The organism is Flavobacterium terrae, from assembly GCF_900142035.1.
Classification (GTDB): domain Bacteria; phylum Bacteroidota; class Bacteroidia; order Flavobacteriales; family Flavobacteriaceae; genus Flavobacterium; species Flavobacterium terrae.
Window position 1 is genome coordinate 174,572 of the sequence record NZ_FQZI01000005.1, and the last position, 26,721, is coordinate 201,292.

General features: G+C 32.3%; 22 protein-coding genes. 10 read left to right on the forward strand and 12 right to left on the reverse strand.

Going from position 1 to position 26,721, the window contains the following annotated elements; all coding sequences use genetic code 11:
- Positions 1 to 45 precede the first annotated feature (45 nt).
- From BUC09_RS12745 to guaA, 4 genes are all read right to left on the reverse strand, one after another.
- On the reverse strand, positions 46 to 450 hold the full coding sequence (locus BUC09_RS12745; protein WP_073311985.1) for an OsmC family protein: 405 nt from the start codon (positions 448 to 450) through the stop codon (positions 46 to 48).
- A complete protein-coding gene (locus BUC09_RS12750; RefSeq protein WP_073312055.1) occupies positions 450 to 2,405 on the reverse strand; it encodes a LysM peptidoglycan-binding domain-containing protein in 1,956 nt (651 codons plus the stop codon). Before BUC09_RS12750 ends, BUC09_RS12745 begins: the two co-directional genes overlap by 1 nt.
- A gap of 40 nt (positions 2,406 to 2,445) precedes the next feature.
- Positions 2,446 to 4,353 (reverse strand): LysM peptidoglycan-binding domain-containing protein, encoded by a 1,908-nt coding sequence (locus BUC09_RS12755; RefSeq protein ID WP_073311986.1) that lies wholly within the window; start codon positions 4,351 to 4,353, stop codon positions 2,446 to 2,448.
- 111 nt (positions 4,354 to 4,464) lie between these two features.
- Positions 4,465 to 5,994, reverse strand: coding sequence for a glutamine-hydrolyzing GMP synthase (guaA, locus tag BUC09_RS12760; protein WP_073311987.1), 1,530 nt, complete (start codon positions 5,992 to 5,994; stop codon positions 4,465 to 4,467).
- Between the two features lie 216 nt (positions 5,995 to 6,210).
- Here guaA and BUC09_RS12765 point away from each other — a divergent pair, with 216 nt between their 5' ends.
- The 4 genes from BUC09_RS12765 (at position 6,211) to BUC09_RS12780 (ending at position 9,702) form a co-directional block, all read left to right on the forward strand.
- The gene (locus BUC09_RS12765) at positions 6,211 to 6,705 is read left to right on the forward strand and encodes a PH domain-containing protein (protein ID WP_073311988.1); all 495 of its coding nucleotides are present in this window, start codon (positions 6,211 to 6,213) and stop codon (positions 6,703 to 6,705) included.
- A gap of 274 nt (positions 6,706 to 6,979) precedes the next feature.
- The gene (locus tag BUC09_RS12770; protein ID WP_073312056.1) at positions 6,980 to 7,987 is read left to right on the forward strand and encodes a DHH family phosphoesterase; all 1,008 of its coding nucleotides are present in this window, start codon (positions 6,980 to 6,982) and stop codon (positions 7,985 to 7,987) included.
- Between the two features lie 5 nt (positions 7,988 to 7,992).
- Positions 7,993 to 8,571: a gliding motility-associated peptidyl-prolyl isomerase GldI gene (gldI, locus tag BUC09_RS12775; protein WP_073311989.1), complete on the forward strand. Its 579-nt coding sequence runs from the start codon at positions 7,993 to 7,995 to the stop codon at positions 8,569 to 8,571.
- 24 nt (positions 8,572 to 8,595) lie between these two features.
- The gene (locus tag BUC09_RS12780) at positions 8,596 to 9,702 is read left to right on the forward strand and encodes a peptidylprolyl isomerase (protein ID WP_073311990.1); all 1,107 of its coding nucleotides are present in this window, start codon (positions 8,596 to 8,598) and stop codon (positions 9,700 to 9,702) included.
- Between the two features lie 82 nt (positions 9,703 to 9,784).
- Here BUC09_RS12780 and BUC09_RS12785 read toward each other — a convergent pair whose 3' ends face one another.
- On the reverse strand, positions 9,785 to 10,225 hold the full coding sequence (locus BUC09_RS12785; RefSeq protein ID WP_073312057.1) for a hypothetical protein: 441 nt from the start codon (positions 10,223 to 10,225) through the stop codon (positions 9,785 to 9,787).
- Between the two features lie 119 nt (positions 10,226 to 10,344).
- On the opposite strand from BUC09_RS12785, the gene BUC09_RS12790 reads away from it, so the two are divergent.
- Positions 10,345 to 11,127: a TlpA family protein disulfide reductase gene (locus tag BUC09_RS12790; protein ID WP_084127249.1), complete on the forward strand. Its 783-nt coding sequence runs from the start codon at positions 10,345 to 10,347 to the stop codon at positions 11,125 to 11,127.
- A gap of 10 nt (positions 11,128 to 11,137) precedes the next feature.
- On the opposite strand, the gene BUC09_RS12795 is transcribed toward BUC09_RS12790, so the two are convergent.
- The 4 genes from BUC09_RS12795 to BUC09_RS12810 all read right to left on the reverse strand — a co-directional run bounded on the left by BUC09_RS12795 (position 11,138) and on the right by BUC09_RS12810 (position 16,074).
- Positions 11,138 to 11,494: a hypothetical protein gene (locus tag BUC09_RS12795; RefSeq protein ID WP_073311991.1), complete on the reverse strand. Its 357-nt coding sequence runs from the start codon at positions 11,492 to 11,494 to the stop codon at positions 11,138 to 11,140.
- A 121-nt stretch (positions 11,495 to 11,615) separates the two neighbouring features.
- On the reverse strand, positions 11,616 to 12,794 hold the full coding sequence (locus tag BUC09_RS12800) for an AIR synthase related protein (protein ID WP_073311992.1): 1,179 nt from the start codon (positions 12,792 to 12,794) through the stop codon (positions 11,616 to 11,618).
- 139 nt (positions 12,795 to 12,933) lie between these two features.
- Entirely contained in the window at positions 12,934 to 13,779 is an 846-nt protein-coding gene (locus BUC09_RS12805) for an OmpA family protein (RefSeq protein ID WP_234972634.1), read from the reverse strand.
- A gap of 105 nt (positions 13,780 to 13,884) precedes the next feature.
- A complete protein-coding gene (locus BUC09_RS12810) occupies positions 13,885 to 16,074 on the reverse strand; it encodes a glutamine synthetase III family protein (protein ID WP_073311994.1) in 2,190 nt (729 codons plus the stop codon).
- A 189-nt stretch (positions 16,075 to 16,263) separates the two neighbouring features.
- Between BUC09_RS12810 and BUC09_RS12815 the strand changes: the two genes are divergently transcribed.
- Positions 16,264 to 17,217: a TerC family protein gene (locus BUC09_RS12815; protein WP_073311995.1), complete on the forward strand. Its 954-nt coding sequence runs from the start codon at positions 16,264 to 16,266 to the stop codon at positions 17,215 to 17,217.
- A 4-nt stretch (positions 17,218 to 17,221) separates the two neighbouring features.
- On the forward strand, positions 17,222 to 17,596 hold the full coding sequence (locus BUC09_RS12820; protein WP_073311996.1) for a YchJ family protein: 375 nt from the start codon (positions 17,222 to 17,224) through the stop codon (positions 17,594 to 17,596).
- A gap of 1 nt (position 17,597) precedes the next feature.
- Here BUC09_RS12820 and BUC09_RS12825 read toward each other — a convergent pair whose 3' ends face one another.
- Both BUC09_RS12825 and BUC09_RS12830 read right to left on the reverse strand, forming a co-directional pair.
- Entirely contained in the window at positions 17,598 to 18,467 is an 870-nt protein-coding gene (locus tag BUC09_RS12825; RefSeq protein ID WP_394333006.1) for a T9SS C-terminal target domain-containing protein, read from the reverse strand.
- A gap of 91 nt (positions 18,468 to 18,558) precedes the next feature.
- Positions 18,559 to 19,152, reverse strand: a complete 594-nt coding sequence (locus tag BUC09_RS12830) for a uracil-DNA glycosylase family protein (RefSeq protein WP_073311998.1) — start codon at positions 19,150 to 19,152, stop codon at positions 18,559 to 18,561.
- A gap of 308 nt (positions 19,153 to 19,460) precedes the next feature.
- Here BUC09_RS12830 and BUC09_RS12835 point away from each other — a divergent pair, with 308 nt between their 5' ends.
- Positions 19,461 to 20,426: a hypothetical protein gene (locus tag BUC09_RS12835; RefSeq protein ID WP_073311999.1), complete on the forward strand. Its 966-nt coding sequence runs from the start codon at positions 19,461 to 19,463 to the stop codon at positions 20,424 to 20,426.
- A gap of 1,125 nt (positions 20,427 to 21,551) precedes the next feature.
- On the opposite strand, the gene BUC09_RS12855 is transcribed toward BUC09_RS12835, so the two are convergent.
- Complete coding sequence (locus BUC09_RS12855; RefSeq protein WP_073312003.1) at positions 21,552 to 24,977, reverse strand: methylmalonyl-CoA mutase family protein; 3,426 nt, start codon at positions 24,975 to 24,977, stop codon at positions 21,552 to 21,554.
- A 237-nt stretch (positions 24,978 to 25,214) separates the two neighbouring features.
- Between BUC09_RS12855 and BUC09_RS12860 the strand changes: the two genes are divergently transcribed.
- Together BUC09_RS12860 and BUC09_RS12865 are read left to right on the forward strand one after the other, a co-directional pair.
- On the forward strand, positions 25,215 to 25,937 hold the full coding sequence (locus BUC09_RS12860; RefSeq protein ID WP_073312004.1) for a DUF4197 domain-containing protein: 723 nt from the start codon (positions 25,215 to 25,217) through the stop codon (positions 25,935 to 25,937).
- Between the two features lie 4 nt (positions 25,938 to 25,941).
- The gene (locus BUC09_RS12865) at positions 25,942 to 26,655 is read left to right on the forward strand and encodes a DUF4197 domain-containing protein (protein WP_073312005.1); all 714 of its coding nucleotides are present in this window, start codon (positions 25,942 to 25,944) and stop codon (positions 26,653 to 26,655) included.
- The last annotated feature ends 66 nt before the right edge of the window (positions 26,656 to 26,721 follow it).

The following is a 26,721-nucleotide window of genomic DNA, read 5'->3' on the forward strand; positions in this document are numbered from 1 at the left end:
AATATGAGATTTTTACATGACGCAGAATGAAAGCAGAGCACTTAATTATTTCCAATTAAAAACAATCTCCTTTTTAATATCCGGATGTAAACTGTAATGCACAGGGCAAGTCATTCCAGTACGTTCTAAAATAGTTTTTGTTTTTTCATCAGCCTCAAGATTCATATTAAAAGTGATATGAATTTCTGAAATTCTTCTTGGTTCTGTAGCCATAACTTTAGTAACCTCAGCAGTTGATCCTGAAAAATCAACATCCATTTCTCTAGCTTTGATTCCCATAACGGTAAACATACAAGACGCTAAAGCATTTGCAACAGTATCTGTTGGAGAAAAAGCTTCTCCTTTTCCGTTATTGTCTACTGGAGCATCAGATATAATTTCTGAACCTGAATTAATATGTATTGACGAAGTACGTAATTCGCCTAAATAAGTAACTTTTGAAGTTGCCATTAGTTCGCTTGTTTAACTGTTAAATCAGTGTCGTAGAATAAAATATAAATCCCTTTGTTAATATATCCGCCTTCAGGATTTTGAGCATAATTAAATTTACTTTCCACTTGCTCTGTAGCAGTTTCATTTATTGTTTCTGATAGTGTTTTTTCTTGTGACAAACGCATCAAGACATCAAAAGTAACATCAAAACCACGAGTAGCAAACTGATTAGGTAATACCTTATTCTTTTTTCTGTAAGCCGATTCAAAATCGGTTGCGGCATCTGAATCATTAATTCTAAACATTGACGGATAATGCATATTCAACTTAGTTAATCTATCCATTTGAATTTCTTCATAATCTAATGCAGAATTTTCACCTAGAATTACTAAATTGATTTGATATTCCTTTAATGATGATAATAGCGCCGAAGTAGTACTTAAAATCAAATTCGTTTTTTCAGTTTCTAAAATAACATAATTCATTTTATCTTTTACTAATAGTGCTTTTAAGCTCACTACATCAAGACTTCCTGCATCACTTACAGTTGCAAATAAAACATCTTTATGATTTTCTGAAATATATTGTTTTGAAGAACCTTTTTTAGGATCTACAACTGCAATCATGTTTCCTCCTTTTTCTCGCATGAAATCGAACATTGCTAAGCGAACATCGTCGTTTGTAGGTGTAGCTTGAATTAAGTTAGGAAACTTTTTATCATAATCTTTTGACAAAGGAGATATTACTGGCACTTCACCCAATAAAGAAGCTGCTTTTTCGGCATTATTTTGATAAAATGGACCAATAACTGCATTCATAGCTTTTAAGTTTTTGCTTTGAATTAAATCAGCAACATCAGAATTCGATTTGGATTCATTAGAATCGTAAATCGCAATATCAACATCAATACCAAGTGTTTTTGCAGAATCAATTGCCATTAAAGCTCCAGAATAAAAATCAAGAGTCATATTTAAGAACTTGTCCTTTTTAAGTCTTGACTTTGTAGAATTAACAGTATCGTTATCTAACTTTTCAATGTTAAATGGTAAAAGCATTGCTAGCTTTTTATTTCCTCCTTTTTTAATAGTTTTTGTTAAATCTGTATTTTGTCTATTAGGAGTTACAATTACTGTAGGTTTGTCATTTGAAGGAACTTTGATAGTCATTCCCTCTTTAAGTCCTTCTTTAAGCTCTGGATTAAGCTCTATTAGTTTTTCTTGAGAAACACCAAACTGAGCCGCTAAACTATATAATGTTTCTTTTGGTTTAACTATATATTCATCTGTCCCTAAAACCTTATCTACAACACTTGTAGGATTTTGAATTTTTGGTTCTTCTTTAACTACAATTGGTAAAGAAACTTGTTGTTTTGGTCTTTCTCCCTTGATTAACAATTGAAAACCAATTTTTAATCCGTCTTTAATTTCAGGATTTTTTTTCTCAAGTTCTTCAACTGTTATACCGTACTGCTTAGCAATTCCGTATTTGGTCTCTTTAGGTTCTACAGTGTGTAAAATTGCTTTTTGAGTCAAAGCATTATTATTTTTTACTTCTTGTTTTCCAGAGTTTAATTTCACCGGAATATTTAAAACTAAGCCAATTTTAAGTCCATCTTTTAAAGCTTCTACATTTGCCTTTTCTAGTTCTTGAATTGTTATACCATATTCAGTTGAAATGCCATACAAAGTTTCTTTTGGTTTAACTTCGTGTTTTTTTAAGACAAGCTTCGGCTTATTTTCAGCAACTTCTTTTTTTGTTGGCACTGCTGATTTATTAGGAATCAATAAAATAGTATTTTCTTCAACTCCTTTTGACGCATCTGGATTAACCTTATAAATATCACTAGGCGTAACACTGTATTTTTGGGCAATTTTAGTAACAGTTTCGCCTTTTGCGACTTTGTGTTTTATTAAATTTTGACCGAATACAGTTGTAAAACCTAATAGAAATAAAACTTTAATTACACTCTTCATTTTTGTCATTCTTTAAGATTCAAACTGTTTAACCGCAAAATTATTGCTCATTTTGGATATGTACAATAAATAATTTGTCAAAATTAGGTTTATTTATTTTTTGATTGTAAGCATATATAGCTTCATCTGAAGTTTCATATTTTTTCACATACACATAATATGAAAAATTATTCACGTTATAGAAAAAACTTGTTTCTGTTTCACCTGAATCTGAAATCTTTAACGCAAACTCATCACGAAGTTTTGCATCTTCAAAAGTATCTGCAACTAAATAAAACCCATTTTCAAGTTCTTTTAAGTTTCTGATAATTTCTATTCTTGTTGGTCTATCATTATCAATTACATTATCATTTAGTTTTTTCCTAACTTCTGCTGATTCTGGCATTGTTTCACTTACAGAAGCCACATCTTTTTTACTTTCAACTATTTCTTTTTGGTGACGTTGAAGTTTTACCAACGCCAATTTATCATCATATTCACGAGCTTCGGAACTATAAAAAGTAGCTTTAGTTATTTTACGCTTTAATTCTGTTTTCTTTTCTGCATCAATAGCTTCAATTTTTGTAAACAATGCTTCGTTACGTCTTTCACTAATTAACTGGCTTGTATTTAACTTATTCATCTCCTCAATAGAAGCTCGATCTTTATCCGACAAATTCTCTCTTACCTTCTTTTTGTATTCTTGATTCTCTTGAACAGTTAAACGTTGTACTTTTTGCATGGCTCCAGTAAAAATTTTTCTGTTCTCAGCTAAATCTTTTTTTAACTGAATAATCAGCTTATTTGTTTCTCCAATATTTTTATAGGATTCCTTCTCTAGTTTTTTTGACTCTTCAAGTGTACTGATATCCTTTTGTTTTAATTCTGCTAAATCTTTTTCCATTGTTGATGCTAGAGAGTCTAATTTCCAAATCAACACATCTTGTATCTTTTTATTCGCGTCTAAAATTAAACGTAACTTTTCTACAGAACCTGTTTTCGTTTCGTCAATAGCATTTAAGTTGATGTTTAGCTTATTTAGCGTAATCATTTTTCTATTCAAGTCTTTTTGCACTGTCAAGCGATCCTCCAAGTCTTCAATTTTAGCATTTTGTGCTTTTGACTTTTCAACTACAGCTTGTTTTTCTGCTAGAGCAATCATTAACTCTTCGTTCTCATTCTTTGCTTTCAACATTGACTTATTAATTGCCAACTTATTTCCTTCTACCAAACCATTTATGATTTCAGGGTTTTGCAATTCTAACTGTTCAATAGTTATGCCATATTTTTTTGAAATAGCATATTTAGTCTCTTTTGGTTGTACTATATGAAAAATTGTTTCATTATTGATAATCCTTGCCTGACCGTTGATGGTTTTCTTTTTATTAGGAATCGCAATTTTTTGACCAATTTTAAGTCCCTCCTTTAACAAATCAGCATTTAATTCATCTAAATCTTTTACAGAGACATTATACATTCTAGCTATACTAAACAGCGTTTCTTTAGGTTTAACTTCATGCAAATTCCCTTCTGATAAAATTTCTTTTTTAGTAGCAACTGTAATTTTCTTATCTGGGATATTTAGTGTTTGGCCAATTTTCAAACCTTCGGTTAAAATAGATTGGTTTGCTTGTTGAAGGTCTTCTACTGAAATATTGTGCTGTCTAGAAATACTATATAATGTTTCTTTAGGCTGTACTTCGTGTTTTGTGTAATTCACCGAAGAAACATCATTCTTCTTTAATAAATAAGAAATAGATTGAGGATTGGGTATAATTAAAGTCGTATTCTCCTGAAGTCCATTTTCTGAACCTGGATTTAACTTTATGATTTCTTTTTCAGAAACATTATACTTTTTAGCGATCTGCGTTATAGTTTCGTTAGAGGCAACCTTATGTTTAAATGACTTTTCTTGTTGGGCAAGCACAAGTTGACTCATTCCTAAAAAAAGGAGTAAAAATTGTTTCATGTAGGGTTCGTTTTTGGTTTGGTTTTTCTTGTCCCAACTTTGTTTCTAAAAACAAAGTCGCTACAAATATATTCTTTGTAACGACTTTTTTAACATTTTATTATGTTTTATTTATTCCCACTCAATTGTTGCTGGTGGTTTTGAGCTAATGTCATACACTACGCGGTTTACACCTTTCACTTTATTAATGATTTCATTCGAAATTTTCATTAAAAAGTCATATGGTAAATGTACCCAGTCGGCAGTCATACCATCTGTAGATTCAACTGCGCGAAGCGCTACTACTTTTTCATACGTACGCTCATCACCCATTACACCTACACTATTTACCGGTAATAAAATAGCACCAGCTTGCCATACTTTATCGTATAATCCATGGTCTTTTAAACCTTGGATAAAAACATAATCCACTTCTTGTAGGATTCTCACTTTCTCCGGAGTGATATCTCCTAAGATACGGATAGAAAGTCCAGGCCCTGGGAACGGATGACGTCCTAACAACTCATCATCAATACCTAATGTTTTACCTACACGACGTACTTCATCTTTAAATAACATACGTAAAGGCTCCACTATTTGAAGCTTCATAAAATCAGGCAAACCACCTACGTTGTGATGTGATTTGATTGTTGCCGATGGCCCTTTTACTGAAACCGATTCGATAACATCTGGATAGATAGTTCCTTGTGCCAAGAATTTTACATCTTCGATTTTGTGTGCTTCATCATCAAAAACTTCGATAAAAACGCGACCAATTGTTTTACGCTTAGTCTCTGGATCATCTATTCCTGCCAATTCAGAAAGGAAACGCTCTGAAGAATCTACTCCTTTTACGTTTAGTCCCATTCCTTCGTATTGTTTTAAAACATTTTCGAATTCGTTTTTACGAAGTAATCCGTTATTAACGAAAATACAATATAGGTTTTTACCAATCGCCTTGTTTAATAAAACCGCTGCTACTGTCGAATCTACTCCTCCAGAAAGTCCTAAAACCACCTTATCATTACCAATTTTAGCTTTCATTTCGGCAACGATATCTTCCACAAATGAACTTGGCGTAAAGTTTTGAGGTACTTCAGCAATTTTAACTAAGAAATTTTCTAGCATTTGTTTTCCATCTTCTGAGTGGTATACTTCTGGATGAAACTGAATTGCATAAGTTGTTTCTCCTTCAATTTTATATGCTGCATTTTCGACATCTTTTGTAGACGCTAAACGAACACCATTTGAAGGCAACTGTTTAATTGTATCACTGTGGCTCATCCATACTTGGCTATTCAAATTCACTTCATCAAAAAACAATTCATCTTCTTTGATAAAAGATAAATTAGCACGGCCGTACTCACGAATATTTGAGGGTGCTACTTCTCCTCCACTAAAATGTGCAAGATATTGTGCTCCATAACAAACCGCTAATAAAGGCATTTTACCACGAATTTGAGATAAATCAGGATGTGGTGCATCTTCGGCACGAACCGAAAAAGGACTACCCGATAAAATCACGGCTTTGTAACTTGATAAATCACTTGGAAAGTGATTGTAAGGAAAAATTTCGCAAAAAATATTTAACTCGCGAACTCTGCGGGCAATCAGCTGTGTGTACTGAGACCCAAAATCTAAAATAAGGACGTTGTGTTGCATGTGCAAAAATAGACATTTCTCGCAGACTGAAAAATAGAGGTAAAAAAGTTTTTTAATTATTTAATCTTTACATGTTTTTGCCGTTACAGAAATGCTTTTGTATTTTAACGAAGAGTTAAAACTTATTAAAGTAAAGGCACGGATTATAAATCCGCGCTATCGGGTTTAAATGCTATAAATAATAATCAAGCTTATTCAAATTTTCATCCATAAATTATGAGAAAGTTAAAAATAAACCTTAAGAGTCAATTAAGAAATTGGAATGACTTTACAATACAAACTTTAATATTGATTCCTTTTGCAATCTATGCCTATCATGAATATAAATCAGACAAAGTCTTATACCCTTTTTATATTTTTTCATTTATTCAATTTTCTTTTACAGCCTATCTTCATTTAAGATATTATTTTCAAAATAAAGGTGAAGAATATATAATTGATTCAAAGAGTATAACTAAATTTAAAAAACATACAAAAGAGGTTTATTTAAATGATGATATTAAAAAAATTGAAATTTGCAAATCTGCTAATATGGATTCATTAGGAATCCCATATACTACTTTTGAGAGGTTTCGATGTGCTAGAATTTATCTTAAAAATGGACAAAGTTTCATTTTAACAAATTTATTAGAATTTGATTTAGAAAGCTCATTAAAAATACTGAAAGATGTAGAATTTATAAGGAGAAAAGGATTTTCTTTTTTTATATAAAAACTACAAGACTGATAGAGCGCAAAATATCTCCCCCGCTGGCGCGAGCTTCTAGCTCGTGTATACAAAGTAAAGTTTACAATCTTTACAAAAGCTCATAAAAAGCAAAGCCTAACTTTTTGTTAGGCTTTGCTTTTACTACCCAATAGCACGGAAATATTTCCGTGTCTGTAAAGAATATAAACTACAACCTTAAAAGTCGTAGTTTTTTTATTCAAAAACACATTTTATAAGTTTACTTTTTAAGTAGAATAAATTGTATTTTCGCAACATGATGAATGAACAAGATATTGAAGCAATAAAAGTACTATTAGCTTCGCCAAAAAAGATAGTTATAATCCCGCATCGCAATCAGGATGGGGACTCAATGGGCTCTACCTTAGGATTGTATCATTTTTTAATACAATTACAACACGAAGTCACTGTAATTTCTCCCAACGAATTTGCTGATTATTTAAAATGGATGCCAGCAGCAGATAAAGTATTACTTTTTGAAGAAAATCATGAAGCTTGTGAACCTAAACTTAATGAGGCAGATATTATTTTCACTTTAGATTTTAATGCCTTTCACAGAACGGGTGAGTTTATGGGAAGCTTTTTAGAAAAGCTTGATAGAACTTTTATCATGATAGATCATCATCAGTTACCTGATGATTATGCAAAATATATGTATTCTGACACTAAAATGAGTTCAGCATGTGAAATGGTGTATCATTTTATAACACAATTAGGGTATGAAAATTTAATTAATTCTACTGTTGGCACTTGTTTGTATACAGGATTAGTGACTGATACTGGTTCTTTCCGTTTTTCATCTACTACTAGCACTACTTTACGCGTTGCAGCCAGTTTAGTAGACAAAGGAGTAAACAGTGCACAAATTCACAACAACCTATTTGACACAAGCTCCTACAATAGATTACAACTTTTAGGCAAAGCTTTACAGAACATGAAGCTTATGCCAGAGTACAAAACATCATATATAACTCTGACTCAGAATGAGCTTGACTCGCATCATTATCAAAAAGGAGATACTGAAGGTTTTGTTAATTATGGATTATCTATTGATGGAATCGATTTTACTGCTATCTTTATCGAAAATAAACCGGAGGGAATTATAAAAATTTCGTTCCGTTCGCAAGGTGATTTTGATGTAAATCAGTTTGCTCGAAATTATTTTAATGGCGGAGGTCATATCAATGCAGCCGGTGGTAAATCGACAGTAAACATTGAAGAAACTGTTGCAAAATTCATCAAAATTGTAAAAGAAACTAAAAAGTAAAAAATATGAAGGCTATAAAAATTGTGGGATGTTTACTTCTTGGCATGAATTTAGTTACTTGTTGTTCACAAAAGCAAGAAGCAAGAAGACCTGTTTCGCATGCTTCGGGGGAATTTATGAAACAATCGGTAGAAAGAAATAAAAAGTTAAATCAGAACGAGGAAAGCATTATTGCTAATATTATTAAAAAGGATACTGCATCAGATTATATTGCTTCGACAAAAGGATATTGGTATACCTATTTAGCTAAAAACGAAGCCTCGACAGAAAAACCTGAAAAAGGTGAAATTGCGTTCTTTGATTATGAAATTAAAGATTTGAATGGTAAAACCATTTATTCGCAAACCGAATTGAAACCTCAACAATACAAAGTTGACAAACAGGACATGATCATTGGGATTAGATACGGTCTTAAACTAATGAATACAGGTGATAAGGTAAAATTCCTTTTCCCTTCACACTTGGCTTTTGGGTATCACGGTGACAACAACAGAATTGGTACCAACCAACCTTTAATGTGTATTGTTACACTTAATGATGTTAAGCCTGATCCTACTGCAAAACCAGAAACTAAAATTGAATAACTATAATAACTATTATTAACTAAAATGAATCGAATGACAAGTTTATTTTTAAGTTTTTTCGCTTTATTATTCTCATGTAATTCAGGTGATCAAAATTTACCTGACGGAATGTATGCAGAATTAGAAACAAGCAAAGGAAAAATCGTTTTACAATTAGAATACGAAAAAACTCCGGTAACGGTTGCAAATTTCGTTGCATTAGCCGAAGGTAAAAACACTATGGTTAATGAAAAATACAGCGGAAAACCATTTTATGACGGATTAAAATTTCATAGAGTTATTGCTGATTTCATGATTCAAGGTGGTGATCCTGATGGAAACGGTTCTGGAGGACCAGGATATAAATTTAAAGATGAAATTGTTCCTGATTTAAAACATACTGGCCCTGGAATTTTATCAATGGCTAATGCTGGTCCTGGAACAAACGGATCACAATTTTTTATCACACACAAAGCAACTCCTTGGTTAGACGGTCGTCATACTGTTTTTGGACACGTTGTAACAGGTCAAGATGTAGTTAATACTATTGCTCAAGATGATTTGATTAAAAAAGTTACTATTATTCGTAAAGGCGCTAAAGCTAAAAAATTTGATGCCGCTAAAATCTTCAAAGATCATGTACAAAATCAAATAGCGGAGCAAAAAGCAAACGAAGCTAAATATGCTAAAGTTAAAGCGGATAAAGTTGCTGCATTTGCTCAAGCTAAAGCTTCTGGAACAAAAACGGAATCTGGACTAGTATACAATATCATTCAAAAAGGTTCAGGTAAAAAACCAGTTGCTGGTTCAACAGTATATGTGAACTATGCTGGTTATTTTGAAGATGGTAACTTATTTGATTCTAGCTACGAAGATGTAAACAAAGCGTATGGAAAATGGGATGCGAATCGTGCTGCACAAAAAGGCTACCAACCTTTCCCTTTCCAAGCTGGAAATAAATCAGGTTTAATCCCTGGATTTTTAGAAGGTTTAGAGAAAATGAATATTGGTGACAAAGCATTACTTTTCATTCCTTCAAACTTAGGATACGGTGCTCAAGGAGCTGGTGGTGTTATTCCTCCTAATACTAATTTAGTTTTTGAATTAGAATTACTAGAAACTGCTCCTGGTACTCCAGCAGTTGCAAAATAATAAAAAACAAATCCCGCCTTTGAGCGGGATTTTTATTATAAACAACTCTCCCTTCGACTACGCTCAGGGTTCGTAAGAAAATTTAACTTTTAAACTTCCAGTCAAATTCGTCTTCTTTTTCGTTAAAAACTGCTCCTAGTTCAAAACGAATTATTTGATTGAATTCTACCTGAAAAATCATCCAATTGCTTTCGTTAAAATAATTATCTACAGAATCGAATGATTCTACTTCTAAAGCTTTAAAATTCTTAGATTTAAGCAAGTCTTCAATAGATTGAATAGGCTGACTAATTATTTTTTGATCAAACAATTCTAAATCTAAATTCGAAGAAATCATGTAACCCAAACGATACTCTTCATCTTCATAAAATGTCAAACGCCATTTTTTATCGTTATATAGATAAATAATGTTTTGATCTTCGTCTTTGAATTGCTTGTCTGGACTTCCGTAGATTTTCTCAACATCTTTCTGTTTCATTCCAAAAACCAGTTGATCAATTCCTATTTTAGGGTTTATTTTCATTTTTAACTTTTTTTTACAAAAGTAACACAATTGCTTTGTAAGAAAAACGGCTACATTTACAAATATTAATTCCTTTATTAAAATAAACAATCTTAAACAAAACAGAAAATCTAACATTTATGAAAAAACTTTTTTTAGTTCTCTTTTTAGCTTCAATACAATTTCTACAAGCACAAAACAGTGTAAGTAAAAAACCTGAATTTATAATGGTTATTAATGACGAGATTGTTTCGAAAGAAAAAATGAAAGAGTATGAAGAAAAGGGACTTATAGAATCTGTAAATATGGGGGTTTCTGAAGAGGAAAGACTTAGACTTTATAACAAACTAGGTGATAAGATTGGTGACAAAGAATTTATCATCATTTTAAAATTAAGAGCTAAAATTGAGAATACTGAAAAAGTAACTACTACATCAGAAATAGTAGCTAGTGACAATAAAAAAGCAACACCATACACTAAATTAAAAACAAACCAAGTTGCACCTGAATTTACAGTTAGCATGCTAGATGAAAGCGAGATAAAACTTTCTGATTTAAAAGGCAAAGTGGTTCTTTTAAACTTTTGGGCAACATGGTGTGGCCCATGCTTAATGGAACTACATGAGATTCCTTCAAAAATTATTGAACCTTTTAAAAACTCTCCTTTTGTGTTTTTAGCGATATCTTCTGGAGAAGAAAAAGAAAAAGTAGCAAAAAAAATAAATGCTCTGAAAACAAAGGGTGTAAACTTTGACACTGGAATTGATCCAAACAAAACTATTTGGGCCAACTACGAAAGCGGCTCTATACCTGCAAACTATCTAATAGATAAAAATGGTATTATTAGATACATCTCAATAGGAAATAACGAAGAAAATCTTAACAAACTTGCTGAGGAAATTAAAAAGTTACTTAATGAATAATCTTAATAGATTATTCATTAAACTCATCATAACGAACCGGCACTTGAGGGTCGTATAATGGACATTTAAACTCTTCCATTATTTGACATAGTTTTTCCATGTCGGCTCCTTTAGTTCCATAACAATTAATCTGAATACTTTGTGGTGTAGTAATGATATGAAAAGCCCCTACTCCATTTGTGTTCTTAAAACTAAACTCATCAACCTTCTCCCAATTGGAGAATACTTTCGCAATTCGGTTTAAAACGACTTCTATAGGTAAATCTTCCAATCCTTCTACCGATTGATTTTCTATTAAAGCTTCGTAAACTTCTTGATGATTTAAATAAACCTCATCTAAGTATTTCCAGAAAAGTAGTTCGTACATATTTTATTTTTTCGTCAGTTCGAGTTTTTTTGAAGTAAATGTATCAAGAACAAGAAAAAAATTAGTTCTCGATACATTTTAGTTCATTTCATTTCACAAAAATACTCGAACAGACGTATTTTTAATATTCAAAAGTACCAAATTCTGATGTAATTGTAAGCTTTTTGCTATCTGAAGCTTCTACTCTACCCACAATTTGGGCATCTACATTGAATGATTTAGATATTTCGATAATATCATTTGCAATTTCTTGCGACACATACAATTCCATACGGTGACCACAATTGAACACCTGATACATTTCTTTCCAATCCGTTCCTGATTGTTCTTGAATTAACTTAAACAAAGGTGGCACTGGAAATAAGTTATCTTTAATCACATGAACATTATCTACAAAGTGTAACACTTTTGTTTGCGCTCCACCACTGCAATGTACCATTCCATGAATATCGTTGGGAGTATATTTTTCTAATATTTTTTTAATGATTGGAGCATAAGTACGTGTTGGTGACAATACCAATTTTCCTGCATCAATAGGAGAACCTTCTACAGCATCTGTCAATTTCACATTTCCTGAATACACTAAATCCGAAGGCACTGAAGCATCATAGCTTTCAGGATATTTTTCAGCCAAATATTTAGCAAAAACATCATGACGAGCCGATGTTAATCCGTTACTTCCCATTCCGCCATTATACGACGATTCGTAAGAAGCTTGTCCGTAAGAAGCCAATCCAACGATAACATCACCCGCTTTGATATTTGCATTATCGATTACATCAGCACGTTTCATTCGAGCCGTAACTGTTGAATCTACAATAATAGTACGAACTAAATCACCTACATCGGCAGTTTCACCTCCAGTTGAATTGATAGTAACACCAAAAGATTTTAGTTCTTCAATTAACTCTTCAGTTCCATTAATGATTGCCGAGATTACTTCGCCAGGAATCAGGTTCTTATTTCGGCCAATTGTTGAAGAAAGCATAATATTATCTACAGCTCCTACACACAATAAATCATCAATATTCATAATTAAAGCATCCTGAGCAATGCCTTTCCAAACAGACATATCTCCTGTTTCTTTCCAGTACATATAGGCTAATGAAGATTTTGTTCCAGCACCATCTGCATGCATGATCAAACAATAATCTTCATCATTAGTTAAATAATCCGGAACAATTTTACAGAAAGCTTTAGGAAATAAACCTTTGTCGATGTTTTTAATGGCATTATGCACATCTTCCTTAGCAGCAGAAACGCCACGAAGTGCATACCTTTTTGAAGTATCTGAACTCATGAAATTAGTTAGTGTTGTTGTTTCCAATTACACTTCGATGCTTCGACTATGCTCAGCACAAGCTACTCAGTGTACAATGGATTGTTGTTGTGCCGCAAAGATAAAATTTAATTATGAATTATGAATTATGAGTTCATTTTTAGTTTGCAATAATTTCAATTTCAACTCTTCGATTTGCTGCTCGTTCTGTTTCTGTTTTCTCGGGTAAAGCGAATAGTGGTTGTGTGCTTCCAAACCCTTTATAGCTCATACGTGTTTTATCAATTTCGTTTATCTCTAAAAACTTATACACAGCTTTTGCTCTTTGAGTAGACAAATCCTGCTTGTCCGATTTTACACAACACACATGGCCTTGAATATCAATTTTCAATTTTGGATTTCTTTGCATAACTAACAATAATTCATACAGTTTCCCTCTTGACTCGTTAGTTACCGCAAATGTATTTAGTATAAAATTCAGATTTTCTATTTTAAGCTTTTGCCCTTTTTGTGCTTCATCGAGTGTTTTCATAAACTCAATATCGAGCTTATATTCTGATTTGGTTCCGTTAGGGTTCGTGACAGTAACTTTATCTGGAAAAGTTTTTCTTTTTACTAAAACATATCCTTTAGCTTTCATTCCTAAAATCTCTTCTTCACGTGCTAGATCTTTTGGCAATAAATAATAAACTACAACCTTTCTATTTTCTTTTTTATCAGGCGATTGCTTGAAGTTTTCGCCAAAACTTATTTTTTTAAAATCTTCGCGAATTTTAATTTTTCCATCAATGATTTTTAAAATAGATTCAACCCTTCTTGATGCTAAACTATCATTGTATTCATTGGTTCCGTCTTCGTCTGTGAAACCATGAATCGACAAAATTTTTGAATCTTTATTATTGGCCATCCATTGTAAAAAAGAATCATATTCTGCTGTAGTCAAATTATGCTTATTACTTTCAAAATACACCGAAAATTGTTCTTGAGCATTACTATTTAATGTCAAAAAATAAAATATTAGTATTGTAAGCCAAGTCTTCATAGTACGAATATAATAAAAAAACCGCCCAAATACTGGACGGTTTTTTTCAATAGAATAATAATGTTCAAATTATTTTGTAAACAATAACTCTCTGTATTTTGTTAATGTCCAAATTTCGTCATCCACTAACAATTCTAGTTTATCACAATGCTCACGGATAACATCAAAGTATGGTTTCACTTTATCGCAATAAGCTTCTGCCATTTTTTCTGAAGAAGAAAGATTGTTTGCTTTTTTACGCTCTTCAATCATATCATCAACATTTTTGTTGATCCCTTCTATATGCTCAGAGATTTCTTTGATTAAACCAATTTGCTCTTTAGCGATTTTCTCGAAATCCTTACCAAAAATTTCTTTTAATCCTTTTACGTTTTCGATTAACACATTTTGGTAACGAATAGCGGTAGGAATTACATGATTACGAGCAATATCACCTAAAACGCGTCCTTCAATTTGAATTTTCTTTGTGTATTCTTCCAATTCAATCTCGTAACGAGCTTCAACCTCAACATGGTTCATTACTCCTAATTCATGGAATAAGTCCATTGCTTTTTTAGAAACTTTGGCTTTTAATGCTTTAGGAGTTGTTTTATGATTACTCAATCCACGTTTTTTAGCTTCTTTTTCCCAAGCATCACTATAACCATCTCCTTCAAAAAGAATATTTTTAGTTTGCTTAATATATTCTCTTAATACATTAAAGATTGCTTCATCTTTCTTTAATCCTTTTTTATCGATTAATGCATCAACCTCAGCTTTGAAATCAATTAATTGTTTTGCAACGATTGAGTTTAATGTTGTCATTGAAACTGCACAGTTAGCCGAAGAACCTACTGCACGGAATTCGAATTTATTTCCTGTAAAAGCAAACGGAGATGTTCTATTTCTATCTGTATTGTCTAATAATACATCTGGAATTTTACCTACAACATTTAATTTAAGATCCGTTTTTTCTTCAGGAGATAATTTCCCTTTAGTCACACCTTCTAATTCTTCTAATACTTTAGTCAATTGTTGACCAATGAATACCGAAATAATTGCTGGTGGTGCTTCATTAGCTCCTAAACGGTGATCGTTACTTGCCGATGCAATAGACGCTCTCAATAATTCTTCATAATCATGAACCGCTTTGATGGTGTTGATGAAGAACGTTAAGAACTGTAAATTACTCATTGGCGTTTTACTTGGAGACAATAAATTAACTCCAGTATCAGTTGCCAAAGACCAGTTATTATGTTTTCCTGAACCATTTACTCCTTTGAAAGGTTTTTCATGGAATAATACTTTAAAATCATGACGCTCAGCCACTTTTTGCATTACGTCCATTAATAAAGAGTTGTGGTCAACCGCTAAGTTCGTTTCCTCGAAAATTGGAGCCAACTCAAACTGATTAGGCGCTACCTCGTTATGACGTGTTTTAACTGGAATACCTAACAACATACATTCGTTTTCCAAGTCACGCATATATTGTAATACACGAGTAGGAATTGAACCAAAGTAATGATCTTCTAATTGTTGTCCTTTAGCAGAAGTATGACCTAATAAAGTTCTACCCGTTGCTAAGATATCAGGTCTTGAAGAAGCCAAAGCTGCATCTACCAAGAAATATTCTTGTTCCCAACCAAGTGTTGGCGTTACTTTTTTAACGTTTTTATCGAAATATTTAGCCACATCAGTAGCTGCGTTATCAATAGCGTGTAATGCTCTTAACAAAGGTGTTTTATTATCTAAAGCTTCACCTGTGTAAGAAACGAAAACTGTTGGAATACATAATGTAGTACCAAAGATAAAAGCAGGAGATGTTGGATCCCAAGCTGTATATCCACGAGCTTCAAATGTATTACGAATTCCTCCATTCGGAAAAGAAGACGCATCTGGCTCTTGTTGTACTAATTGACCACCACCAAATTTTTCAACTGGATCACTACCATCAAATGAAGTTTCAAAGAAAGCATCATGTTTTTCGGCAGTTGTTCCTGTTAAAGGTTGGAACCAGTGTGTATAGTGAGTCACTCCTTTTGACAAAGCCCACTCTTTCATTCCCATTGCGATATAATCAGCTAGTTTACGGTCAATTTTTGTCCCATGCTGAATTGCACTCTGAACTGCTTTATAAGCTTCTGGAGTTAAAAATTGTCGCATCGCTTTGTCTCCAAAAACGTTTGTACCAAAAATTGTCGACTTTTTGTCTAATTCTTCCACTGCAACTGGTTTTCTGCTAGTCGCTTTTTGTAAAGATTGAAATCGTAGTGTTGCCATAAAATTAATTAAATTGAGTTATACCCCTTAAATTTGAAGCAAATATATTGAAATTTTTAATTTAATACATATATACCCCCTAAAATTTAATGGTAAATTATTAAAAATATAATTTTAAGACAACAAAACGTTAAAAGTTTAATATTCCAAAATCAAAGATTATATTTGTAAACCTCAAAATAGTAAGATATGATTGTTTGGATTTGTTTTTTAGTAGCCGTATTTATTTTTCTTGCATTAGACTTAGGAGTTTTTAATAAAAACCCACACATCATTTCTACAAAAGAAGCCAGTATGTGGACAGCGATTTGGGTTTCTTTATCATTTGCCTTTTCCGGAGTAATTTATTGGTTATACCAAAACGGACACGTTGCCAATCCAGATCAGTTGAAGCCTGCAGCCGCAACAATGAAATACATCACTGGTTATTTGATAGAGCTTTCCTTAAGCATTGACAATATATTTGTGATTGCCGTAATCTTTGCTTCTTTCAAAATCCCTCAAAAATACCAGCACAGAGTTTTATTCTGGGGTATTTTAGGAGCTATTATTTTTAGAGGATTGATGATATACTTCGGTGTATTAATCATTAACAAATTTAGTTGGACTACTTATTTATTTGGAGGTTTCTTAATCTTTACAGCTATCAAAATGTTGTTTAATAGTGAAGAAGACGATTTTGAGCCAAAAGAATCTTTTATATACAGAGCTTTAGGCAAAATAATGCCTTTAACTTCTGAAACAGATGGTGAAAAATTCTTCGTACCTACCAAAAAAGGAAGAGCTGCAACCCCTTTATTTGTGGCATTAATAGTAATTGAAGTAATGGATGTTTTGTTTGCCGTTGATAGCGTTCCAGCAATCCTTGCAATTACTTCTGATCCTTTTTTAGTATTCAGTTCTAATATTTTTGCAATTCTAGGCCTGCGTTCAATGTATTTCTTCTTAGCTAATATGTTGGAAAAATTCAGTTACCTAGAATATAGTTTGATTGCGATTTTGACTTTCGTAGGAATTAAAATGTTATTAGTACACCACTACAAATTTCCAGAATGGGTATCGTTAGGATTTATTGCAATATCTCTTATAACAGGTATTTTAGTTTCTCTTAAATTAGGCGGAGAAGAAGATTTAGAAGAATAACCAAATGAGTTCAAATTGTTATTGCGGAAGACCAATTTCTTTTGAAGAATGTTGCAAACCTTTAATCGAAGGAAAACAAAAAGCATCATCTGCTGAAGATTTAATGCGTTCTCGTTACAGTGCTTTTGCAACTGGTGCTGCTGATTATCTGGTTAAAACAACACACAATTCTACTCGAAAATTTCACAAAAAAGAAGATATTCTGGATTGGTCACAAAGTAATCAATGGATTAAGCTTGAAGTTTTAGCAACAACCACAAATACTGTTACTTTTAAAGCGTATTACCTTGACAGTTCCCTTAAAGCTCAAATACATTACGAAAAATCAACTTTTATTTTTGAAAATGACAATTGGTTTTATGTAGATGGAGAATTCTAATCTACTTTAAAAAATCACTCAAATCGAGTTTATGTATTTGTTGGGATTTATGAATTGGGCCAAATTTTAATTCTTCATTGGTCAAATAATAATGAACACCATCATTTGTAGAAATGGCCTCAATTTGCATAAATCTAGGCTTTAGCTTAATTCTTTTTTTACTCCCTGAAAAAAAATCATTGCCTTTAAAATTGTAAAACAACTCAATAAAAGGCTTTCCTTTTCTAGTATAACCACAAAGTGCCAGTATTTTTTTTGAAGGATAATAACTTGCACCAGTCACCAATCCTTTTGTATTATAACTTTTTCCTTTTTCAGCAGCAAAATCCCCTACTCGATTTGGTAATTTATACACTGTAGTCTTTTTACTCTTCCATTCTTTAGTAAACAAAAAAAGACTGTCTTGTACAACTATAAAAGCTTCACAATCAAAATTAGTTGTATTAGGTTTATTGACACTAAAATCCTTTTGGTCTTCGTAAGCGAATTTGATATATCCTATAGAAGGTTTTCTCATCAGTAAAGATTGTTTTTCTATTTTAAGAATATGCAAGTCTTTTCTATTTCCTGAAGCATTATTACCAAAATCACCAACATATAAATATTCATCATCCTGAGCAATCTCCTCCCAATCATTATTAGAAACACCTTGTAAAGCATATGTTTCTAAAATAGCTCCACTTACAGTATCAAGTGCATATAAATTTGTATCAGTATCATCATTGTGTGTCCACAATTTACCATTCCAATGAATCAAACCAGAGGTTTCTTTTAGCTTATCGTCAAGAATTATCGAATTAACCAGTTTAATTTTTCCTTTTTTAAAAGTTGATTCTTTTACCTCTTGAGCATTAGCAAAAGATGTAAACATCAAAAAAAGAAAAAATGATTTTAAATTCATATTAACAAAAAAGAAATTTCTTTCAAATCTAACTCATTCGAATAAAAAAATATCAATTCTACTAAATATACTTTGAAAACTGACTAACTAGTTCGTTTAGAGTAATTCGGCTAGCGGAAGAAGTCGAATTAAGAATTACACATTTTATTTCTCGGTGTTGATTGTAAATAAAAAACACATTTTCAGACCCTATTTTAAAATCAATAGGAAACTTGGTCAATAATTTTTGATTTTGGGTGTACTTTATAAAATTTTGAGCCGCACTATTTTTAGCGGAAAAACCAAGAAGTACAATTTGTTCCAATTCAGGATGGTTGTTTATAATTGCCATTATATCCTGAAACTCCACAATTTCAATATTAGAATCGAGCGAACTGTTATTTTTCCTTTTTATTTTTAACGCTATATCATGAATTCCCATCGCTAGTTTTCGCATTATAGCCTTACGTTCTTCAATGACTTTTTGTGTATTTGAAAGGTTAGCCACCAGCTCAATCCCTGAAATAACCGACATTACTTTCCAAAATCTATTTTGCTTATTGGGATAATAAAACGGAAAAGAATGCTTGCTTTGATGTGGCGGAAAACTTCCTAACACCAACGTTTTCATTGGCTTGAAATCATAAAACCAATTGGGATGGGTTTCTATTGACATTTTTTACAGCTGTTAATCCTGTAAATGTAACTAAACTATTTTTCGTCACATACTATTCTACTTTGTGATATTATTTTGTGATAAATAAAAATATCACGTTTTTTTTATCACAAGGTTGTGATAATTATTTTCATTGTAGAAAAAAAACACATTTGTCTTTTAGAAGCTAACAACAACACAATACCTTATTTTAATAATGATTTTCGCTATATTTGAAAGAAACAATAAATACAATTGAATAGGTTTGCCTATTTATGAGTTAGCAGTAATGTTGAAGAAAATCGTATTTAAATAAGAAAAATAAAGATATGACAGCAAAAGTTGAAATTTTTACTTTTAATATTCTAAATAAAAGTAATAACGATGTTAAAATTAAATTTGAAGATGAAACTTTAAAAGAAATATTCAAATATTTAAAAAAGAATATACCTAATAAAGTTAATCAGTTTCCTCCAGGTAAAGATAAAAAGACATTCAAAATTGACACCTACATTGATGAAAAATCAAAAGAAAAAAAATCATACTTTGAATTCTCGGAACCTAATAATAGATTAGAAGGTGTTTTTGTTGTTGGCAGTGATGCAGACAAAGTTCTAAAATTCACATCAGCTGATAAACATAAAAAAGAAAGTGGACAAAAAGAAAAAGGAGTAAACATCGATAATAATCATTACTTTCAAATATTATTCATAGAAGGAAGCGACACAGGAATTATTGTGTTAGAAAAAAATCAGAAAAGTTGTAAAAAAGAATTTTGTAATATTTTAGAATCTATTTTAAATCAACTATATAGTGGAGTTCAATTATCAGTAAAGCAGTTTATTGAACGTGAATTTTATATGAACTACTTAAAAGACGGAAATTACAATTCAATAACTTGTGTTAGAAAAGGAGTAAAAACTGAAAGTAATGATGGAATTCTAAACATAATAAATCAAGGAACTTACAAAATAGAAACAAAATTAACAACAAGCGGAGATTTGACAACAAGAATAAAAACCAAAATTGTTAACGCATTTGAAGACCATAAAAACTTCATAGAAATTCCTGAATTTGAAGACTTAAATTACAATAAAGACAATGGAAGTTACCTAATAATCAATTCTGAATATAATGGTAAGTCAAGAACAATCGATTTATCTAATGTTCTAAAAGTTAAACCAATTTATGATTTAGATGATGTAAAAGAAAATTCCGATGGCAATTCTAATTTCAAATCGATACGAAATAAAGTAAATGATTTATTAACTGAACTTGATATTCATATTTATTAATCAAATGAGTAAATTATTTGGCTTTTTTAATGAATTTTACGACAGATTTAATAAAAACACAAAAATAGTGATATTACTATTTTCATTTTTTTTGTCAGGTCTATCATTTTTCATTTTAAATCTTGATACAAATATAATCAATCTAATTTCTGTTGTATTATCCATAACAATTGGTTTGATGTTCAACTTTGCATCAAGTTTATCTGATAAAATTAATTCTGAACATTTAACTATTAAATTTAAGTTCAAAGAAATACGACTTGATAAACTTGAACTTTCTTACCGAAGTTCATACTTTTCAATTTATATCTCAATAATTTGCTTATTAATATGTTTAATATTGATGACTTTAGACACAAAAAATATTTATATAGTAAAATTTGTAACTAGTATTTTAGTATTTTCTCTAATTCAAATGTTTCTTTCATTTTATTTTGTACTAAACGATATGAAAAATTTTGTAGATTACGATATTAAACAAGAAAGAAAAATTATAAAGAAAGAACGAATAAACGATACAAATAGAAATAAATAGAAACCCCTAGCAGGTGCGAACGTCTAGCTCTTGCCTATTGAAAAACAAAATATTTTCCCCGCTACGCAAAGTCTCCTGACTTTGCACAGTTTTGATATTAAACCCATAAAAAATGCCCCAATTAGGGCATTTTTTATTTATATATTTTTTTCAAAGACACTTCGACAGGCTCAGTGTAAGCGATTCACACGAAATCTTTGAAAAGATTTCGATTCTCTGGGATGCTTCGACAAGACTTCGACAAGCTCAGCCCAAAACTCAGCATAAGCGACCACTAAGTCTTCACAAAATGTGAAGACAAGTGTCTGAAAAAACACTTCGACTTCGCTCAGTGTAAGCGATTCGCACAAAATCTTTATGAAAGATTTTGGCTCTCTGAGATGCTTCGACAGGCTCAGCATAAGCGATATGCAATCTTCAACTTCGGCTTTAGCCTTGTTTCAGATGCATCCTGAGACACTTCGACAGGCTCAGTGTAAGCGACCACTAAGTCTTCACAAAATGTGAAGACAAGTGTCTGAAAAACACTTCGACTTCGCTCAGTGTAAGCGATTCGCACAAAATCTTTGAAGAAGATTTTGGCTCTCTGCTTACATATTCCTCCTATATTGCCCACCTACTTCAAACAAAGCTGAAGTGATTTGTCCTAACGAACACACTTTAGTAGCATCCATCAGCTTTTCAAAGATATTATGGTTTTGAATGGCTGCTTCCTGAATGATAGCCAATTGTTCTTCTACTTTATCTTTATTAGCCGCATGCAAATGATCTAACATTACGATTTGATATTGTTTTTCTTCTTCCGTAGCACGAATTACTTCTGCAGGAATAACAGTAGGCGATCCTTTAGAACTTAAGAAAGTATTTACACCAATAATTGGGAATTCACCCGTATGTTTCAATGTTTCGTAGTATAAACTTTCTTCTTGAATTTTTGAACGTTGATACATGGTTTCCATCGCTCCTAAAACACCTCCACGCTCAGTAATTCTGTCGAATTCTTGTAAAACAGCTTCTTCCACTAAATCGGTTAATTCTTCAATAATGAATGAACCTTGAATTGGATTTTCGTTTTTCGCTAAACCTAATTCTTTATTAATAATCAACTGAATCGCCATTGCTCTACGCACTGATTCTTCTGTTGGCGTTGTAATCGCTTCGTCATACGCATTTGTATGTAACGAGTTACAGTTATCGTAAATCGCATACAATGCTTGTAATGTTGTACGAATATCATTGAAGTCAATTTCTTGTGCGTGTAACGAACGTCCAGAAGTTTGGATGTGGTATTTCAACATTTGTGCTCTTTCGTTCGCTCCGTATTTATTCTTTAAAGCTTTCGCCCAAATTTTACGTGCCACACGTCCAATTACAGCATATTCTGGATCGATACCATTCGAGAAGAAGAACGATAAGTTAGGTCCGAAATCATTGATATTCATTCCACGACTTAAATAGTATTCCACGTAAGTGAAACCATTTGCTAACGTGAAAGCTAACTGCGTAATTGGATTTGCTCCTGCTTCAGCAATATGGTAACCGGAAATCGAAACTGAGTAGAAATTACGAACGTTTTCTTTAATGAAATATTCTTGCACGTCACCCATTAAACGTAAAGCAAATTCTGTAGAGAAAATACAAGTATTTTGCGCTTGATCTTCTTTTAAAATATCTGCCTGAACTGTTCCTCGAACTTGTGCTAAGGTTTTTATTTTGATATCGTTATAAACATCTAAAGGTAAAACTTCATCACCAGTTACACCTAAAAGCATTAATCCTAATCCGTTATTTCCTTCTGGTAATTCTCCTTGGTAAGACGGACGAGCAACACCTTTCTTCTTGTAAATTTCAGTGATTTTCGCTTCAACTTCTTTTTCTAAGCCGTTTTCTTTGATGTATTTTTCACAATTTTGGTCAATCGCCGCATTCATGAAGAATCCTAATAACATCGGCGCTGGCCCGTTAATTGTCATCGAAACGGATGTTGCAGGGTGACTCAAATCGAAACCTGAATATAATTTCTTAGCATCATCCAAACAACAAATAGAAACTCCGGCATTTCCGATTTTTCCATAAATATCAGGACGAACATGCGGGTCATTTCCGTAAAGTGTCACCGAGTCAAACGCTGTTGACAAACGTTTTGCAGGTAAACCAGCACTTACATAATGGAAACGTTTGTTGGTTCTCTCTGGTCCACCTTCCCCAGCAAACATACGAGATGGATCTTCTCCCTCACGTTTGAAAGGATACAAACCAGACGCGAAAGGAAATTCTCCAGGAACATTCTCCTGTAGGTTCCATTTTAAGATATCACCCCAAGCTTTGTATTTTGGTAACGCCACTTTCGGGATTTGAGAATGCGACAAGCTTTCGGTGTGTGTAGCAATCTTAATTTCCTTATCACGTACTTTAAACGAGTATATTGGGTTTTTATATTTATTTACTTTTTCGTCCCAAGTTAAAATGATTTCCCAGTTGTATGGGTCCAAATTCATTTTTACGCGGTCAAATTCTTTCGTTAAAAGAGACAAAAATTCTTTTTTATCAGCTGAATGATTTAAAGATTCTTCAACAATTCCTGATTTATCAATTTTAGGCACTCTACCCGAAACTGTTTCAATTGTTTTGAAGATACCGTATAATTTTTGAGCCACGTCAACTTGCGACAATGCAGTTTCATCATACTTACGATTATTCTCTGCAATTTCAGATAAATAACGCGTTCTGTGTGGTGGGATTACGAAAATTTTCTCGCTCATTTCACGAGTAATCTCGAAAGTCGAATGCAAATCGATTCCTGTTTTCTCTACAATTTTATCCATAATGGATTTGTAAAGTGTATTCATTCCAGGATCGTTGAACTGAGAGGCAATCGTACCAAAAACCGGCATTTTATCTGGATCAACATCCCAAAGATTATGATTACGTTGGTATTGTTTTTTCACATCACGAATAGCATCCAAAGCACCACGTTTGTCAAATTTATTTAAAGCCACTAAATCGGCGAAATCCAACATGTCGATTTTTTCCAACTGCGTAGCTGCACCAAATTCTGGAGTCATTACATATAAAGAAACATCAGAATGATCCATGATTTCTGTATCAGACTGTCCAATTCCAGAAGTTTCCAATACAATCAAATCATATTTAGCCGCTTTCAATACTTCAATCGCTTCCTGAACGTATTTTGACAAGGCCAAATTAGATTGACGGGTTGCCAATGAACGCATATAAACACGAGGATTATTAATAGCATTCATACGAATTCTATCCCCTAACAAAGCACCGCCAGTTTTACGTTTTGATGGATCGACAGAAATCAAACCGATTGTTTTTTCAGGAAAATCAATCAGGAAACGACGAACCAATTCATCCACTAATGAGGATTTACCTGCGCCACCTGTTCCTGTAATTCCTAAAACCGGTGTTTTACTGTCTACATTGATTTTGGCAATTTTCTCCAAAGCAGGTTTTGCTACTTCTGGGAAATTTTCAGCAGAAGAAATCACACGAGCAATAGCCGTTGGATTTTTCTCTTCCAAATGATTTACTTCACCATTTAATTTATCACCCACAGGATAATCAGCACGTTGTACCAAATCATTGATCATTCCTTGTAATCCCAATTCACGACCATCATCTGGAGAATAAATTCTTTCGATACCATATTCGTGCAATTCAGAAATTTCAGAAGGAAGGATTACTCCTCCACCACCTCCAAAAATTTTGATATGACCTGCTCCTTTTTCTTTTAGCAAGTCGTACATGTATTTGAAATATTCATTGTGACCTCCTTGGTACGAAGTCATAGCAATCGCATTAGCATCTTCCTGAATTGCGGTATTCACTACTTCTTCCACACTTCTGTCATGTCCTAAGTGAATCACCTCAACACCTGTTGCTTGAATAATTCGGCGCATGATATTTATTGCAGCATCGTGTCCGTCAAAAAGCGAAGCAGCTGTTACTATTCTAACTTTATTTTTTGGTTGATAAGGTTGTACTTGTTCCATTGTAATGGTAATAATTTTGTGCTGCAATTTACATATTTCTAAAAAATTAAAACCTTATTTTTTTGTATTATTAAGAATAGAAAAGAAAAATTACAAAACTTCTGTAAAATTTATCTCACTATATCGCTTCGCTTTTGCATTTTAATTAAAAAATTAACCATAATCTCAACTTCAATTTTATCCAAATTAAAAAAAGGCATGGACTTTGCTTATCTTTGGTAAACCAATTTTTTATTTATGAAAAAGATATTCCTACTATTATTTTTGATTCCAATTGTTAGTAACGCACAATTAAAAGATTTACTTAAAAAAGCAGAAGAACAACTTACTTCGATCACTAATAAAGATAGTGGATTAGATATTGCTGCTGGTCTAAAAGAAGCTTTGAATAAAGGTGTCGATGTACAAGTAAGTAAATTAACTGCTACTGATGGTTTTTACAAAAATCAAGCAGTAAAAATTTTAATGCCAGAAGAACTTCAAAAAGTAGACAAAGCTTTACGCAAAATGGGAATGTCTAAATTAGCTGATGATGGTATCAAAGCATTGAATAGAGCTGCTGAAGATGCTGTGAAAGAATCGACACCTATATTTGTTGATGCGATTAAAAACATTACGATTACTGATGCAAAAAACATACTACTTGGTAATCAAGATGCAGCAACAAACTATTTACAAGGATCTACTAGAAATCCACTTTACGCGAAGTTTAATCCAGTGGTTCAGAAATCGATTGGTAAAGTTGGAGCTGACGTAATTTGGAACAACATTATCAAAAAATACAACAGCTTACCTTTAGTTTCAAAAGTTAATCCTGATATTAACGATTATGTTACGAATAAAGCACTTGATGGCGTTTTTAAAATGATTGCTGTTGAAGAAGTAAATATTAGAACCAATATTAAATCAAGAACCTCAGATTTATTAATGAAAGTTTTTGCGCTGCAAGACAAAAAATAAGACTATGAAAAAAACATTAATCCTATTAGCCGCATTACCATTATTTTCTGGTTGTGCCGAAATGCAACAAGTAATTAATCAATTACCACAAACACAAGGTATTTTATCTCAGGCAGAAATTGCATCTGGCTTAAAAGAAGCTTTAAATAATGGTATAGACAAACAAGTTGTTAAGTTGACAGCACTTGATGGTTTTTACAAAAATGAATTGGTTAAAATTTTATTACCAGAAGAATTAAAAAAAGTTGACAAAGGACTTCGCGATATTGGGATGGGAAAATTAGCCGATGAAGGCTTAAAAGTTCTAAACAGAGCTGCAGAAGATGCTGTTAAAGAATCGACACCCATATTTGTTGATGCGATTAAAGGCATGACATTTACAGATGCAAAAAACATTCTTTTAGGTAACGAAAGTTCTGCAACAACTTATCTACAAAATTCGACCTCAACAGCGTTGTACGGAAAATTTAATCCAGTCATTAAAAACTCATTCACAAAAGTTGGAGCTGATAAAGTTTGGACAAATATTATCACTAAATACAATTCGATTCCATTAGTTAAAAAAGTAAATCCTGATTTAACAGATTATACTACAAACAAAGCTATGGAAGGTGTATTTAAAATGGTTGCCATTGAGGAAAAAAACATAAGAACTAGCATTGCTTCTAGAACTTCTGATTTATTAAAAAGAGTATTCGCTTTACAGGATAACAAATAGTTAAAATTTTCATAATCAAGAAGATAATAACATTCTCTTAACAATAGCATTCAAAAAAAATACTGA

Coding starts and splice junctions, on each gene's coding strand:
- BUC09_RS12745 (WP_073311985.1), bottom strand. CDS start 450: ATGGCAACTTCAAAAGTTACTTATTTAGGCGAATTACGTACTTCGTCA.
- BUC09_RS12750 (WP_073312055.1), bottom strand. CDS start 2,405: ATGAAGAGTGTAATTAAAGTTTTATTTCTATTAGGTTTTACAACTGTA.
- BUC09_RS12755 (WP_073311986.1), bottom strand. CDS start 4,353: ATGAAACAATTTTTACTCCTTTTTTTAGGAATGAGTCAACTTGTGCTT.
- guaA (WP_073311987.1), bottom strand. CDS start 5,994: ATGCAACACAACGTCCTTATTTTAGATTTTGGGTCTCAGTACACACAG.
- BUC09_RS12765 (WP_073311988.1), top strand. CDS start 6,211: ATGAGAAAGTTAAAAATAAACCTTAAGAGTCAATTAAGAAATTGGAAT.
- BUC09_RS12770 (WP_073312056.1), top strand. CDS start 6,980: ATGAATGAACAAGATATTGAAGCAATAAAAGTACTATTAGCTTCGCCA.
- gldI (WP_073311989.1), top strand. CDS start 7,993: ATGAAGGCTATAAAAATTGTGGGATGTTTACTTCTTGGCATGAATTTA.
- BUC09_RS12780 (WP_073311990.1), top strand. CDS start 8,596: ATGAATCGAATGACAAGTTTATTTTTAAGTTTTTTCGCTTTATTATTC.
- BUC09_RS12785 (WP_073312057.1), bottom strand. CDS start 10,225: ATGAAAATAAACCCTAAAATAGGAATTGATCAACTGGTTTTTGGAATG.
- BUC09_RS12790 (WP_084127249.1), top strand. CDS start 10,345: ATGAAAAAACTTTTTTTAGTTCTCTTTTTAGCTTCAATACAATTTCTA.
- BUC09_RS12795 (WP_073311991.1), bottom strand. CDS start 11,494: ATGTACGAACTACTTTTCTGGAAATACTTAGATGAGGTTTATTTAAAT.
- BUC09_RS12800 (WP_073311992.1), bottom strand. CDS start 12,794: ATGAGTTCAGATACTTCAAAAAGGTATGCACTTCGTGGCGTTTCTGCT.
- BUC09_RS12810 (WP_073311994.1), bottom strand. CDS start 16,074: ATGGCAACACTACGATTTCAATCTTTACAAAAAGCGACTAGCAGAAAA.
- BUC09_RS12815 (WP_073311995.1), top strand. CDS start 16,264: ATGATTGTTTGGATTTGTTTTTTAGTAGCCGTATTTATTTTTCTTGCA.
- BUC09_RS12820 (WP_073311996.1), top strand. CDS start 17,222: ATGAGTTCAAATTGTTATTGCGGAAGACCAATTTCTTTTGAAGAATGT.
- BUC09_RS12825 (WP_394333006.1), bottom strand. CDS start 18,467: ATGTTTACATCTTTTGCTAATGCTCAAGAGGTAAAAGAATCAACTTTT.
- BUC09_RS12830 (WP_073311998.1), bottom strand. CDS start 19,152: ATGTCAATAGAAACCCATCCCAATTGGTTTTATGATTTCAAGCCAATG.
- BUC09_RS12835 (WP_073311999.1), top strand. CDS start 19,461: ATGACAGCAAAAGTTGAAATTTTTACTTTTAATATTCTAAATAAAAGT.
- BUC09_RS12855 (WP_073312003.1), bottom strand. CDS start 24,977: ATGGAACAAGTACAACCTTATCAACCAAAAAATAAAGTTAGAATAGTA.
- BUC09_RS12860 (WP_073312004.1), top strand. CDS start 25,215: ATGAAAAAGATATTCCTACTATTATTTTTGATTCCAATTGTTAGTAAC.
- BUC09_RS12865 (WP_073312005.1), top strand. CDS start 25,942: ATGAAAAAAACATTAATCCTATTAGCCGCATTACCATTATTTTCTGGT.